The sequence below is a fragment of the Amphritea sp. genome, from assembly GCF_048266285.1.
Lineage (GTDB): Bacteria > Pseudomonadota > Gammaproteobacteria > Pseudomonadales > Balneatricaceae > Amphritea.
Genome location: NZ_JBLWZV010000001.1, coordinates 249,700 through 263,023, shown reverse-complemented (window position 1 = coordinate 263,023; position 13,324 = coordinate 249,700). Strand labels below are relative to the sequence as shown.

Genomic DNA, 13,324 nt, shown 5'->3' with positions numbered 1-13,324 from the left:
ACAACTTGATGCATGTAAAGGCTATGTTGCCGGCATCGCCAATGGTGTATTTTATCTGATCGGCGCGACGTTTTCCGGCACCATCATTGCGTTATTTACCGCCCTACCTGATCACTTTGTCGCAGTACTCGCCGGATTGGCGTTGCTCGGCGCGATCTCCAGTAATCTACTCGGCGCCGCACAGGAAACCACTCACTTTGAAGCATCATTGATCACCTTTATCGTCACCGCCTCAGGTATGAACTACCTCGGTATTGGCGCGGCTTTTTGGGGTGTTATTATTGGTTTGATCAGCTATCTTGTGCTGTACCAGCCATTTGGATTTACAAGCGGCTTAAAACAACGAAAATAACGTTACGTGAACCCAGTGTCAGCAGGCCCATATGACCGCTATATAGATAACAAAGCCGATTCGAAATTGCGATTCAGCGCTTAAACCGTCATCATATAGGCCGTTTATAACTGTCACGGTATACAAAGCATCATGAGTAATTTCACCGACGTATCTTATCTAAACACGGTCTTTGGTAATCTGAAGGGCGATCTGCAGAACCCCGACTGGGAAAAAGCGGGCAAACAACTGCATCTGATTCAGGAAGAGCTAGCTGAACTGGTGGAGGGGATTAACAATAAAGATATGTCTGAAGTACGTGATGCGGTAGCGGACATCCTTGTGGTTACCTACGGTATGGCGCATATCCTTGGCATCGATGCCGATACTGATATGTCAGCGGTACAGGCCAGCAACCTATCAAAACTGTGTAAAACAGAAGATGAAGTCGAGCAAACACTGGCCTACTATCGCACCGAAGTAGGTCTGAATGTTTACCGTGGTGGCGAGCTACCCGAAGCCTTTATCAAATCGGCAGAAGATCAAACCGGTAAAGATGGCAAATTCTACCCCGGCCATAAGTTTCTTAAATGCATCAACTGGCATGAGCCTAAACTGGTCTGAACAACCCTCTTACCTCTTTAGCCATTCGGTCAAACGCACATTCAGCAAGCTCACTCAAACGGTGCCCATGGCACCGTTTTTAATATCCGTTCACGGCTAACACTCGCAGGTCAATTATGCTTTGCGGGTCGCCGTTTTTCTCGGCTTACTCGGTTTTTTAGTTTTCGCTGGCGCGCGCTTAGTCCCACTGGCCGGTTTACGTGTACCCGTTCGGCTGGTACGTCGCTTTGGCTTGGGTTTAGGACTGAGGGCCTTGAGCGTATCCGGAATAACCACTTGGGATGACTGAGCAATCAACTCTTTTAGCCGCTCCGTCAGCGGTTGCATAAAACTATTATAGCTCGCCTCTTGCTGACACACTCGACCTAGCTCTGCTTCCCATACAGCGGTCATATCCGGAGTCGTCGCACTTTCGGGTAAACAGTTGATCAGCGCCTGGCCAACCTCAGTAGAGCGTATGGCTTTACCTTCACGGCTAAGAAAGCCTCGAGTGAACAGCAGTTCGATAATCCCCGCACGTGTTGCTTCGGTGCCTAGACCATCCGTTTCTTTTAATACTTTACGAATCTCCGGATCGGTAACATAACGGCCAATGCCAGTCATCGCGGCTAACAAAGTTGCGTCGGTGAAGTATTTAGGCGGCTGGGTATTTTTTTCATCCAACACCCCATCAACACAGGTTAATGACTGCCCCTCCCGCAAGACCGGTAGGCTACTGTGTTTTTCTGCCGCATCGGACAGCAAAGGTTTCCAGCCAAGGCGCTTGGTCTGATGCGCACTGGCAATAAACTGGCCACCAGCAATACGCAGATCAACCCGAGTATCATCATATTCATAAGGCGACATAAACTGCGCCAGATAATAACGACTCACTAAGATGTAGAGCTTACGTTCAGCATCACTCAGCGAAGCCAGATTTGCCTGACGAGTAGTGGGAATAATCGCATGGTGAGCACTGACTTTCTTATTGTTCCAGGCAGCGGAACGCCGACTAGCATCAATTTGTGGCAAATGTTCAGCAAGGCTTTGCTGATTGCTCATGATGCTTGCGATCACGTCCCCCGCCTGAGCAAAATGATCTTCCGGCAGATACCGGCAATCAGAACGCGGGTAGGTTAACAATTTATGGCGTTCATACAATGTCTGGCAGCTATCCAATACCGCTTTGGCGCTCATGCCAAAACGTTTAGCCGCTTCTATCTGTAAGCTAGACAAGCTAAAAGGTAACGGGGCATTTTCACGCTTACGTTTTTGCGTCAGGCTCAGTAACTCTGCCGGTTGACCTTTGATCCGGTTGATCACCGTTTCCGCCAGTTTACGGTTTAATACTCTCCCTTCCTCATCCTGATAAGGCTGACAGTTTTCACTCGGTTTCCATTTGGCATTAAAGCGCTCTCCCGCTTCTGTTTCTATTACCGCTTGCACCTCGTAAAAGGGCTTGGAGACAAAGTTATCAATCTCAGCATCACGCCGCACAACCAAGCCCAATAAGGGAGTCTGCACCCGCCCCACCGACAGCACCCCCTGATAACCCGCTTTACGCCCCTGAATACTGTAGGCGCGGGTCATATTGATGCCGTAAATCCAATCCGCGCGAGAGCGCGCCAATGCTGAAACAGATAACGGTATAAATTCAGAGTTAGCTTTTAAATTATGTAGCGCTGCACTAACGGCTTTAGGGTTAAGGTCACTGATCAAGACGCGCTGGGCAGTGCGTTTCTTAGTTTCACTCGCACCGAGGTAGTTAATCACCTCATCCACCAGCAACTGGCCCTCCCGGTCAGGATCGCCAGCGTGAACCAACTGTTTTGATTGCCGGATTAAACGCCGCAACACCGTTAACTGAGAGCGGGTTTTAGTGCGCGGCTTTAGCTTCCACTCCGCCGGGATAATCGGCAGATGCTCAAAGCGCCAGGGTTTAAAATCTGGGTTGTAGTCCGCCGGATCAGCCAATTCGAGCAGGTGCCCTAAGCACCAACTGACACAATCACCATTACCTAGCTCAATAAAGCCATCCTGTTTTTTATGGGGTTTCGGCAACACATCCGCGATGGCGCGGGCAAGGCTGGGCTTTTCTGCTATGTATAGAATCATGGTTAAAAAGTACTGGTTAAATATACAGATAAGTTATCCCAATTTGATCGATGACGCTAGCGACAGGCACAAAAAAAGCAGCCTTCGCTGCTTTTTTAAGCCTCGACGAGACTTATGCGCCAATCTTGGGTGTGACATAAGCCTGTTCAAGATAGTGAATAATGTCGGAGGATTCATACATCCAACGCACTTCGCCATCGGCCTCATCAATACGCAGGCAGGGAACTTTCAGCCGACCACCACCCTCTAGCAGTTCTTGACGGTACAATTCGACCTTTTTGGCATCACGCAACTCAATATTCAGACCGTTACGACGCAGCGCGCGGCGCACCTTAACGCAAAACGGACACGCCTCATACTGATAGAGAGATAAGTGAGCGGTGCGAAGATCTAACTCACGCTGCTGCTCAGGATCTCTTTTAATCGCCCGAGGACGAAATACAAAATTCAATAGCAGGATAATCCTACCCAGAAACCAACGAATAAATGCCACTCTGATAACTCCTTAATTCGGGCCTGATGGCAACCGGTTAATTCGCGCGACAGTATATCACTACCTTAATCAATTGTTCCTGTAAAAAATCAGGGCTTAACCCGAGGCCGATTGATTGTATAATGTTAAATTATTACGACAGCCGCTGAACTTATCGAATCGATACCGGTCTACCGCTGTCCAGCTTTGCCTGAAAACCAGGTTTCGGTTTTAGGGGGGGGAAGGCTGAACGTCTACACACACAGGAAGAACATGAATTCGTCAAATAAACTCCCAAAAAAGCCATGGATCGCATGCCTTTTTGCCGTGGCACTTTCAACCTCGGCTGACGCCGCTAATTATGTTAGCGATGATGTCTATACCTTTTATCACGGTGGTCCAGGAACGGAATACCGGATTACCGGGCGGATACGCAGTGGCTCACCAGTCACCGTGCTTAATCGTAATGAGAAAACGGATTTCATTCAGATTAAGACCCCGAGTGGCAAAGTTGGTTGGATGCCCGCCGACAAGATCTCATCAGGTATTAGCTTAGCGACCCGCTATCCAAAACTGCAAGAGCAACTAAAACAGAATGAAGAGAATCTGGCGGCGCAGGCTGAAGAGATCTTAGCGTTAAAACAACAGAATCAGAGCCTTGCCGGCCAAAATGCGGGAAATGCGGGTAAAGTATCGGCCCTTGAGGAAGAGATCGTCAGCCTCAACCGCACCATCAATGGTATGGATGAAAGCAATCTGATGCGCTGGTTTACCTACGGTGGCTTAGTCGCCTTCGGTGGATTACTACTAGGTTTAATGATTCCTTATCTGCCAAAACGTAGAAAGCGTCATGACACCTGGTAATCTGCGGGGCTAGCGGCAGCTAAAAGCCCCCAGATGCCATTAACCGGCCGAAATCATGTTGCAAAGGTGAGCCTCCAGCGTTAACGGAGGCTCATACCTTAAATTCATATCGACCGTTAATCGTTGGCTTTATCGCGTAAGACAAACTTCTGAATTTTTCCGGTTGAGGTTTTTGGTAACGGACCGAAAACGACTTTCTTCGGTGTTTTAAAGTTCGCCATATTCTCACGGCAGAAATCAATTATCTCCTGCTCAGACACTTCCGCGCCCTCTTTTAGGGTGACAAAGGCACAGGGCACTTCACCCCACTTCTCATCATCTCGGGCAACAACCGCCGCTTCCATAACACTCTTATTGCGATATAACACATCTTCGACTTCAATCGAGGAAATGTTTTCCCCTCCGGAGATAATAATATCTTTTGAGCGATCCTTAATTTCAATATAACCATCGGGGTGCCACACGGCTAAATCACCGGAATGGAACCAACCTCCGGCAAAGCTTTCTTCAGTGGTGGTCGGGTTTTTCAGGTAACCCTTCATCACCAGATTACCACGCATAAAGATCTCACCCATGGTGAGGCCATCTTGAGGCACCGGCTCGAGTGTAGTCGGATCCGCGACCATCAGCCCATCAAGCATCGGCGCCCGAACACCCTGACGGGATTTCAATCGCGCAATCTCTTCGTCGTTTCGATCATTCCATTCCTGATGCCACTCACATACGACCGATGGCCCGTAGGTTTCGGTCAGCCCATAAACATGGGTAACATCGAAGCCCATCGCTTCCATCCCCTGAATCACGGCGGCCGGTGGCGCAGCTCCGGCGGTCATCACTTTAACCTGATGATCAATACCCGCTTTCATCTCATCCGGCGCGTTATTCAACATATTCAAGACAATCGGCGCACTACAGAAGTGATTAACCTTCTCATCTTTAATCGCTGAGTAAATATCATCGGCCCGAACATGACGCAAACAGACACTCACGCCGCTAGATGCGGCCAGACTCCAAGGGAAACACCAACCATTGCAGTGGAACATCGGCAGTGTCCAGAGATACACCGGGTGATGCCCCATATCCCAAGAAACGATATTACTCATCGCATTCAGATACGCGCCCCGATGATGGTAAACCACCCCTTTCGGGTTGCCCGTTGTTCCCGAGGTATAGTTGAGGGTAATGGCATCCCACTCATCTTCCGGCATCTGCCAAGCATAAGCTGCATCGCCGGTGGCAATGAAGGCTTCATAATCGGTGGAGCCAATCAACTTACCGCCTTCATAATAGGGATCATCAATATCGATCACTAACGGCTTATGGGGGATCATTTTAAGTGCTTGATCAATGACCTCAGAAAACTCTCGATCCACCATAATCACTTTCGCTTCGCCGTGCTGCAGAATAAAAGCGATCGCTTCGGCATCCAGACGCACGTTCAGCGCATTTAGCACCGCACCACACATCGGCACACCAAAATGCGCCTCAAACAGTTCGGGTAGGTTCGGCGCCATCACCGCGACCGTATCCCCTTTTCCAATCCCATTCTGAACCAAGGCGCTGGCTAACTGACGGCAGCGATCATACGTTTCCGACCAGTTACGTCGGGTTTGCTGATGCACCACCGCTGTATGGTTAGGAAAGACGAAAGCGGAACGCTCGAGAAAGCTTAATGGGCTCATAGCAGAAAAGTTGGCGCTGTTCTTATCCAAGCCAAACTGATATGGATTCGAGTGTTTTGACATAGTAGTTAATCCCTGAACATTGCTGTATCCGCGATCAGCCAGCGGGCCCAGCAGTATTTTTATTGTGAAAACGGATGTGATAAATCGCACCGCCTAGGGTATACCCTGATTGCATCCGTTATAATACGTAATTACCCTGATGAAACAAGCTAGCCTTAAGTCCAAAGCCGTATCAAATGCAGCACTGGAACGACATATTAAGGGTTTTTACCTGATCAGCGAGCACTCATGAGTATAGAACAAAACCTGAAAGCGATCAGTGAGATGGATGAGGGCGAACGATCGCGCTTTCTCGTCGAGCAGTCCACCGATATGATCTCCCGCCACACACCGACAACGGAATGGACCTTTCTCGATGTGAGCCCAGCGGTAGAACGTATGCTCGGCTATACCGTCGAAGAGATGATAGGCACCGCCGGCTATGACCTCTTCCACCCGGAAGATGCTGATAACCTGATAAAGCGTTCCGACTCCGTCCGTTATCGCAAAGGGATGTACACCAACGTTTATCGTTATAAACATAAAAATGGTCACTACATCTGGCTAGAAACCACCAGCCGTACGTTGAGAAATGCCGAAGGCAAGCCCATTGAGGTGGTCTGTGTCTCTCGTGACGTTACCGAGCAAACCCTGGCACAACAAGCCACCCGCCGACTGGCACGCGTGGTGGAAGCCTCTTCCGACATGATTATGTTCTGCAACCATAAAACCATGCAGCTGACCTATATGAATGAGGCCACCTACATCACCTTGGGTACCGAAAAAGAAAACCCGATGGTGTTTTATCTTGAGCAGATGTTTTCCCCCAAAATTTTTGCCTCATTAGTGCAAGATGCCCTCGGTCACGCTGCCGCCCACGGCACCTGGTATGGCAGCATTAAAATGCAACTGCCCTCTGGCCGTGAGCGTACCGCAGAAATTCGTGAAGTGATCGCCCACCGAAACCTTAATGACGATATGCAGGTGGAGTATTACTCAATTATCGGCCGGGATATTACCCTGCGCCGAAAGGCCGAAGATGAGATGAAACGTAACCAATTGGAGATGGCGCACATTGCCCGGTTACTCTCCGTTGGCGAAATGGCCTCCGGACTCGCCCATGAGATCAACCAACCGTTGGCCGCCATTCTAAATTATTGTCGCGGCTCAATGCGCCGTATTGAAGAGGGACGTATCAGCTCGGTGGAGGAAGTCAGCCACTCGATGGGATTGATTACCCGCCAAGCCAAACGTGCCGCAGAGATCGTCAAACGCATGCGCAGCTTCGTTAAGAAGACCGAATACCAGCGTATGGAATTCTCACTTAATGACAGCTGCCAAGAGATCGCTGAGTTTCTTAAACAGGAAGCACTGGATCACAACACCACCTTTGAATTTGAACTGGAACATGGCGAACTAGCCATCGTCGCTGATAAAATTCAGATTGAACAGGTGCTGGTTAACCTGATTAGGAATGCGATTGAGGCTTATAATGGCTGTGAAGTTAGCCATCGTCCCGTTATTATACGCACCCGAAAAACCAAGGATTATATCTATATCTCGGTGTCAGACCACGCCAAAGGCATCAGTGCCGAGATATTAAGTAAACTGTTTGAGCCTTTTTTCACCTCTAAATCGACCGGTTTGGGAATGGGATTATCCATCTCACGCACCATTATCGAGGCCCACGGTGGGCAGCTATGGGCCGAAAGTGATGGTCAAACAGGCACACAGTTTTTTATTAAAATTCCAGCGAAAGGCTAGGACCTGACAACATGAGCAGATACAACGGTACCGTTTTTATTGTCGATGACGACGATGATTTTCGAGATTCCATGCAATGGCTATTGGAAAGTGATGACCTGCCGGTCAAGAGTTTCTCCTCGGCCCGTGACTTTCTCAGCAACTACAAAGGCGACCAAGGCTGTATGCTGCTGGATGTGCGTATGCCTGAAATTAATGGTCTAGCGTTACAACAAATCATGTTGGAAAGAGATATCCGCCTGCCGATCATTGTGCTCAGTGGTCACGGTGATATCCCGATGGCCGTGACTGCCATGAAAAACGGCGCGATCGACTTCCTCGAAAAGCCCTTCGATGACGAAGTACTGATTCCATTGGTGCAAAATGCATTGAAAAAAGCCGATGAGATATTAGCCGGTCAGCAACAGCTAGAGCAGATTCACGCCCGCTATGAAACCCTGAGCCGACGGGAACGGGAAGTGATGGCGCTGGTCGTTTCTGGCAAAGCTAACCGAGAAATCGCCGAAGAACTCGGTATTAGCCCGAAGACCGTCGAAGTACACCGCTCTCGGGTGATGAGTAAAATGCGCGCTGAAAGCTTGCCGGCACTGGTCAACCAAGCCGCCCAATTGGAAAACTAAGCCGCAAAAACAGCTCACAACAAAAGCAGGTAACAAGGTCGTCACTCAGCACACGCTGAAAACCACGCTGTTACCTGCTTTACTGCCCCTCAAGGCGACGATCACCCATCAACCCTTAACTACTTGATCGCGACTAACCGTTTCACGGAGCACTGTTTGTTCGATTGTGACAACCGATTCAACCACCGACTCAACTTCTAACTCAACTGCAGCTTCAAGCTCCTCAACGACAGCCGAGTGCTGTTGCAGCCAAACAAGTAGTCGCGGCAACAGTAAACCCGCAATCACAATAGCCATCCCGACAAACTGCAAATCCGTCACTGACTGACCAAACAGCAATGCAGTCAATACCGCAAACACCGGCACAAAATTAAAGAATAGCGAGGCCGTCGCGGCCCCCAACTGATTCACGCCACTGATCCATAATAGATAGCCGCCCACCGTACCAAAGACACCGATGAACAGCAGATCAGCCAATACCCAAGCGGAGATCGCTAGACTTTCCTGCACCGGATGCACCTCAGCACTAAAAGCTAGCATCAGCGAGATCACTCCTGCACCCGCCATCATGCCAACAAGCGTGAAAGGAATCATCGGCAGCCAACGACCGATACTTTGAGTTAAGCAGGTATACAGGCTCCAACACAACATACCGACAAAAATCAGCTGGTCCCCCTGATTAAATTCAAAGCCAAGCAATCGTGATAACTCGCCGTTGGTCAGCACCAACAACACACCCGACAGACAAATAATCAGACTGAAGATAGCACTCAGATGAGGCAATTTTCGCTGCCACAAGGTGCCCATTAAAGAAGTCGTTAAAGGACTCAGCGCCATAATCAATGCGCCATTACTGGCATCGGTTTTTGTCAGCCCAGTAAACAGGCATAGATTCAATCCGCCGACGCCCACAATCGAGGCAATAATCGCCCACAACCACTGTTGAGCCGTTAATCGCGGCAACGGAACCTTCACCCAAATGACATAAATGAATAGACAGCTAGCCGCCACCGCAAAACGCCAAAGCACTAGGGTCAGGGCACTGACTTCCGCTAACGCATGCTTTCCTACCGGAAAACATGCGCCCCAAAAAAATGTGCACAGCAGCAACATCCAAACAGCGTTGCTATTAGCTGAACGACTCATGCGGATCTCTCTCTAACATTGCGATTACAACCTATAGAGCGCAGACATCGATATATAGGAAAAATGAGCGGGCATAATAGCATAAGAGATTAAATGATTATCTCGCTGCGATGGGCTCTTTATGCCAGACGTAAAGGATAGCCAGATTCAGCGAACTCAAAGCCAATATCATCGTTATCGCCGCTGTCGATAGTCACTGAAGATCAGGCTACAACGCCAAGGATTCAATGAATTGAGTCATCGCCTGCAGCGTTGCTTTTTTTGCTTGTAAGTGGGGTACATGGCCACACTGAGGTATAAACACACCCGTTGCTCTTTCGCCAATGCCACTGACAATATCCTCTACCTGCGAGACTTCACCGTATTCATCCTCTGCGCCCTGCATAATCAGCGCCGGACAATGAATATTCTGCACCCAACCCATCAAGTCTAACGGCTGGAAACGATCTCGCAGCCAGGTTTCATGCCAGGCGCGAAACAATATATCCGTGCGCTCACCGTGATAACGGGCCAGCTTTTCAGGAAAATCCGTGGCGTTATACAGCTCCACTGCGGCAATAATGCCCGCTGTGGTTAAAGGATCGATACGAATATGCGCCGCCTCGGTGATCACAGCGACCACCCGTTCGGGCAGTGCTGCCGCCGCAATCAGTGCGATAGAACCACCGTCACTGTGACCGACTAAGATAACCTGCTCTAGCCCCGCCGCATCCAACACTGGCTTAACCCAATCCCGTCCTTCTCGATCAAGATAATCGTCCGGGCGTGGTAGGGTTATCGGTGATGAACGACCATAACCGCGACGCTCATAAACCAGCAAGTCCATGCCGGTTGCATCAGCTAACAATTGTGGAAAGTCCTTCCACATATCGATATGCCCCAATGCCTCATGTAACAACACCAGAGTGGGCCGATCCCAGCCTTCGTTATGGGGATGACGACCGTGCAGCGCAAAAATCTCAGTACCATCGTCGAGGATAAGTCGCCGCTCTTGCCACTGAATCTCAGCCATTCTTTAACGCTCCGCTGGTATTGAGTAGGTCAGCGTCGTGTGCGCCACCACCTCTTCACTGCCCTCTGAGCGAATCCACACCTCTCCAACCGCCAATCGCTTGCCCACTTTCATCAAATTACAGCGGGCGATCAGATCGCAATCCGGTCTAGGTTTACTCATAAAGTTGATATTCAAGTTGGTCGTCACCGCCAACGCCACAGGACCAATCTGGCCTAGTAGTGCCGCATACATACAAACATCCGCCAGCGCCATCATCGATGGCCCAGAAACAGTACCGCCCGGCCGCAAGTGTCCGGTATCAACCGGCAGCCTCATCTCGGCCCAACTATCTCCTAAGTCGGAGAGTACACCAAACTTTTCACCCTGCGGAAAATGCTCCGCCAGAAAATCACTCATCTGTTCAATTGTCATAACAGGCATAAAAACGTCGCCCCATAGTTTTTATTCATTTTATTATTCAGGTTTATCGACCACCGCTAGCGTTACCGTCGCTTTGGATACCAGTTCGGCGTGATCCTCCCGAAAGCAGAATACCTCCGCCTCGGCAATGATTAAACTGGCACCAGGCTTTAACACCCGCGCCTGACAGCATAGCCGCTCACCTTTAGCCGCCCGCAGCAGATTAATCTTAAACTCTGCCGTGAGAATAATCTGCCCTTCAGCCAATAGGGTCGCCGCGGCGGTTCCGGCACTGTGATCAGCCAGAGTGGCTTGCACTCCCGCGTGGACATAGCCGTCCTGTTGCAGATGGTTCTCTTGCAGCGTCAAAGCCGTATTACAGCGCCCTGCTTCAAAATCAGTTAGCTGAAACCCTAATGCTTGGACAAACGGTGCCTGAGAAAATACCCGTTCAACTTCTGCCGCGAAGTTCGGGTTACGCACCCGGTACTCCGTCGGCAACGCCGGTAGCTCAATCATCGTTATGACATGCCATCCGCTTCATCCTTGGCGCGATTACGCAGAATGAAACGCTGAATTTTGCCACTCGGCGTTTTCGGTAGCTCCTGCATAAATTCGATCTCCCGTGGGAAAGCGTGGGTCGATAGACGGCTGCGGACGTGCGTTTTCAACTCGGCAATCAATTCATCGCTCGGATCAAACTGTTCGCGAAGCACCACATAGGCTTTAATAATCGCACCACGCTCAAGATCCGGCTTACCGATCACGCCACTTTCTGCCACGGCTTCATGTTCCAGCAGCGTATTTTCAACATCTGATGGCCCAACACGGTAACCGGCAGTCGTGATAATGTCGTCATCACGGCCATTGAAGGAGTAACTGCCATCACCATGGCTAACCACCACATCGCCGGTCAGATAGTATTTGCCCCGGAACGGGTTTTTCTCGCCCCAAGTGTAGCCCGGGAAAATAAACAGCGGGGATTTTTCCATGTCCACGGCTAGCTCACCAATCTGACCTTCTTGTAGTTCATTGAGATCATTATCCAATGCCACTACACGATGTCCTGGCAGAGAGAATCCCATAGATCCAACACGGACGATATCCTGTTTAAGATTATGGTGATTACAGGCGGTCATGCCGGTTTCGGTTTGACCATAATGATCCATCACAGGGCAGCCTAAACGACGCTCAACCCAGCCAATCACTTCAGGATTTAGTGGCTCACCTGCACTGCTCGCCAGCCGTAGTTCGAAACCGCTGTGCTCGGCCAACAAGTTCTCATGGGCCATCAATAAACGATAAGCCGTCGGTGCTGCGGCAAGATTGGTAATCTTATACTTGCTCAGCATCTGATAGGTGGTTTCAGGGGTAAACGCATTCTCATTGAAATGCGTGGTGTTACCTAACAGTAAGGGGCCGACAACCGCATAATAGAGACCGTAAGCCCAACCCGGATCTGCCACATTCCAATAACGATCTTGTGGTTCTAAGCCGATGGCATAGCGCATATAAACATAGAATGACAACAATGCACGCGCAGGCACAGCCACCCCTTTCGCCTTACCCACCGTACCGGAGGTAAACATCTGCAGGAAGGGATCATCCGCACTTATTCTAACGGGCTCAAACTCACTGCTCTGAGCGGCCATCTCTGTTTCAAAATCAGGTAATGCTGCATAGTTATCGGCCGCTGCCGCACGGTTAAATAACAGCACCGGAGGGCAACCATTCACGGTGTCCAATTTTTCAATATTGTCGGGATCCGTGACAATCAGTTTTGTCTCCGCTTGCGTCACTCGATACTCAATCGCACCACTGCCAAACGCGGTAAACAGCGGTTGATACACCGCACCGGCTCGCAGTGTGCCTAACACGACCACCAGTAGTTCTGGCGTCCGAGGCATTAAACACGCTACCCGATCGCCTTTACCAATACCCCGAGCCGTCAGCAGATTGGCAAACTGTGCCGCGCGCTGCTGCAACTCAGCAAAAGAATGACTCGATGCCGGACGGCTCGCACCTTCGTAATTTAGCGCGATGCGTTGATCATCCTCAGCCCAACGGTCACAGATCTCTTCACAGACATTAAAACCCTGTTTCAGATCTCCGATCAGCTTCTCTTCGATCATGGACGGCGTAAAGGAATCGTAAAATTCCTGGTAATTAGCAATAGTCATTATTTGCCTCGTTATTATGTTTATTAAGGCCCTGCTAGAGAACGCGATACGTCCCCGTAACAGGCTCATCCCTTTGTGTGCTTATTTTATC

Annotated in this window: 13 protein-coding genes; 5 read left to right on the top strand and 8 right to left on the bottom strand. The window is 49.8% G+C overall.

The features are described 5' to 3' along the window. The coding region (locus ACN0T0_RS01245; protein ID WP_417222308.1) for a benzoate/H(+) symporter BenE family transporter at positions 1-352 on the top strand (352 nt) is incomplete at its 5' end. Positions 353-484: 132 nt separating this feature from the next. Beyond that, the gene (locus ACN0T0_RS01240; protein WP_417222306.1) at positions 485-955 is read left to right on the top strand and encodes a nucleoside triphosphate pyrophosphohydrolase family protein; all 471 of its coding nucleotides are present in this window, start codon (positions 485-487) and stop codon (positions 953-955) included. 114 nt (positions 956-1,069) lie between these two features. Here ACN0T0_RS01240 and ACN0T0_RS01235 read toward each other — a convergent pair whose 3' ends face one another. Then, complete coding sequence (locus ACN0T0_RS01235; protein WP_417222303.1) at positions 1,070-3,049, bottom strand: DNA topoisomerase III; 1,980 nt, start codon at positions 3,047-3,049, stop codon at positions 1,070-1,072. Positions 3,050-3,161: 112 nt separating this feature from the next. Beyond that, positions 3,162-3,542, bottom strand: a complete 381-nt coding sequence (locus tag ACN0T0_RS01230; RefSeq protein ID WP_417222302.1) for a glutathione S-transferase N-terminal domain-containing protein — start codon at positions 3,540-3,542, stop codon at positions 3,162-3,164. Positions 3,543-3,794: 252 nt separating this feature from the next. On the opposite strand from ACN0T0_RS01230, the gene ACN0T0_RS01225 reads away from it, so the two are divergent. After that, complete coding sequence (locus tag ACN0T0_RS01225) at positions 3,795-4,385, top strand: TIGR04211 family SH3 domain-containing protein (RefSeq protein ID WP_417222300.1); 591 nt, start codon at positions 3,795-3,797, stop codon at positions 4,383-4,385. Positions 4,386-4,501: 116 nt separating this feature from the next. On the opposite strand, the gene ACN0T0_RS01220 is transcribed toward ACN0T0_RS01225, so the two are convergent. Continuing rightward, positions 4,502-6,130: an acyl-CoA synthetase gene (locus tag ACN0T0_RS01220; protein WP_417222297.1), complete on the bottom strand. Its 1,629-nt coding sequence runs from the start codon at positions 6,128-6,130 to the stop codon at positions 4,502-4,504. Positions 6,131-6,358: 228 nt separating this feature from the next. Between ACN0T0_RS01220 and ACN0T0_RS01215 the strand changes: the two genes are divergently transcribed. Both ACN0T0_RS01215 and ACN0T0_RS01210 read left to right on the top strand, forming a co-directional pair. Continuing rightward, entirely contained in the window at positions 6,359-7,873 is a 1,515-nt protein-coding gene (locus ACN0T0_RS01215; RefSeq protein WP_417222294.1) for a PAS domain-containing sensor histidine kinase, read from the top strand. A gap of 11 nt (positions 7,874-7,884) precedes the next feature. Beyond that, on the top strand, positions 7,885-8,493 hold the full coding sequence (locus tag ACN0T0_RS01210) for a response regulator transcription factor (RefSeq protein ID WP_417222292.1): 609 nt from the start codon (positions 7,885-7,887) through the stop codon (positions 8,491-8,493). Between the two features lie 108 nt (positions 8,494-8,601). On the opposite strand, the gene ACN0T0_RS01205 is transcribed toward ACN0T0_RS01210, so the two are convergent. From ACN0T0_RS01205 to ACN0T0_RS01185, 5 genes are all read right to left on the bottom strand, one after another. Further along, a complete protein-coding gene (locus ACN0T0_RS01205; protein WP_417222289.1) occupies positions 8,602-9,639 on the bottom strand; it encodes a DMT family transporter in 1,038 nt (345 codons plus the stop codon). Positions 9,640-9,847: 208 nt separating this feature from the next. After that, the gene (locus ACN0T0_RS01200; RefSeq protein ID WP_417222287.1) at positions 9,848-10,651 is read right to left on the bottom strand and encodes an alpha/beta fold hydrolase; all 804 of its coding nucleotides are present in this window, start codon (positions 10,649-10,651) and stop codon (positions 9,848-9,850) included. 3 nt (positions 10,652-10,654) lie between these two features. Next, on the bottom strand, positions 10,655-11,074 hold the full coding sequence (locus ACN0T0_RS01195; protein WP_417222284.1) for a PaaI family thioesterase: 420 nt from the start codon (positions 11,072-11,074) through the stop codon (positions 10,655-10,657). A gap of 33 nt (positions 11,075-11,107) precedes the next feature. Next, positions 11,108-11,572, bottom strand: coding sequence for a PaaI family thioesterase (locus tag ACN0T0_RS01190; RefSeq protein ID WP_417222281.1), 465 nt, complete (start codon positions 11,570-11,572; stop codon positions 11,108-11,110). Between the two features lie 2 nt (positions 11,573-11,574). After that, positions 11,575-13,233, bottom strand: a complete 1,659-nt coding sequence (locus ACN0T0_RS01185) for an AMP-binding protein (protein WP_417222278.1) — start codon at positions 13,231-13,233, stop codon at positions 11,575-11,577. Positions 13,234-13,324 lie beyond the last annotated feature (91 nt).

What these genes read in the sequence shown, in the direction of transcription:
- ACN0T0_RS01220 (WP_417222297.1), bottom strand. Translation starts at nt 6,130, where the DNA reads ATGTCAAAACACTCGAATCCATATCAGTTTGGCTTGGATAAGAACAGC.
- ACN0T0_RS01200 (WP_417222287.1), bottom strand. Translation starts at nt 10,651, where the DNA reads ATGGCTGAGATTCAGTGGCAAGAGCGGCGACTTATCCTCGACGATGGT.
- ACN0T0_RS01190 (WP_417222281.1), bottom strand. Translation starts at nt 11,572, where the DNA reads ATGATTGAGCTACCGGCGTTGCCGACGGAGTACCGGGTGCGTAACCCG.
- ACN0T0_RS01225 (WP_417222300.1), top strand. Translation starts at nt 3,795, where the DNA reads ATGAATTCGTCAAATAAACTCCCAAAAAAGCCATGGATCGCATGCCTT.
- ACN0T0_RS01215 (WP_417222294.1), top strand. Translation starts at nt 6,359, where the DNA reads ATGAGTATAGAACAAAACCTGAAAGCGATCAGTGAGATGGATGAGGGC.
- ACN0T0_RS01240 (WP_417222306.1), top strand. Translation starts at nt 485, where the DNA reads ATGAGTAATTTCACCGACGTATCTTATCTAAACACGGTCTTTGGTAAT.
- ACN0T0_RS01205 (WP_417222289.1), bottom strand. Translation starts at nt 9,639, where the DNA reads ATGAGTCGTTCAGCTAATAGCAACGCTGTTTGGATGTTGCTGCTGTGC.
- ACN0T0_RS01185 (WP_417222278.1), bottom strand. Translation starts at nt 13,233, where the DNA reads ATGACTATTGCTAATTACCAGGAATTTTACGATTCCTTTACGCCGTCC.
- ACN0T0_RS01195 (WP_417222284.1), bottom strand. Translation starts at nt 11,074, where the DNA reads ATGCCTGTTATGACAATTGAACAGATGAGTGATTTTCTGGCGGAGCAT.
- ACN0T0_RS01210 (WP_417222292.1), top strand. Translation starts at nt 7,885, where the DNA reads ATGAGCAGATACAACGGTACCGTTTTTATTGTCGATGACGACGATGAT.
- ACN0T0_RS01235 (WP_417222303.1), bottom strand. Translation starts at nt 3,049, where the DNA reads ATGATTCTATACATAGCAGAAAAGCCCAGCCTTGCCCGCGCCATCGCG.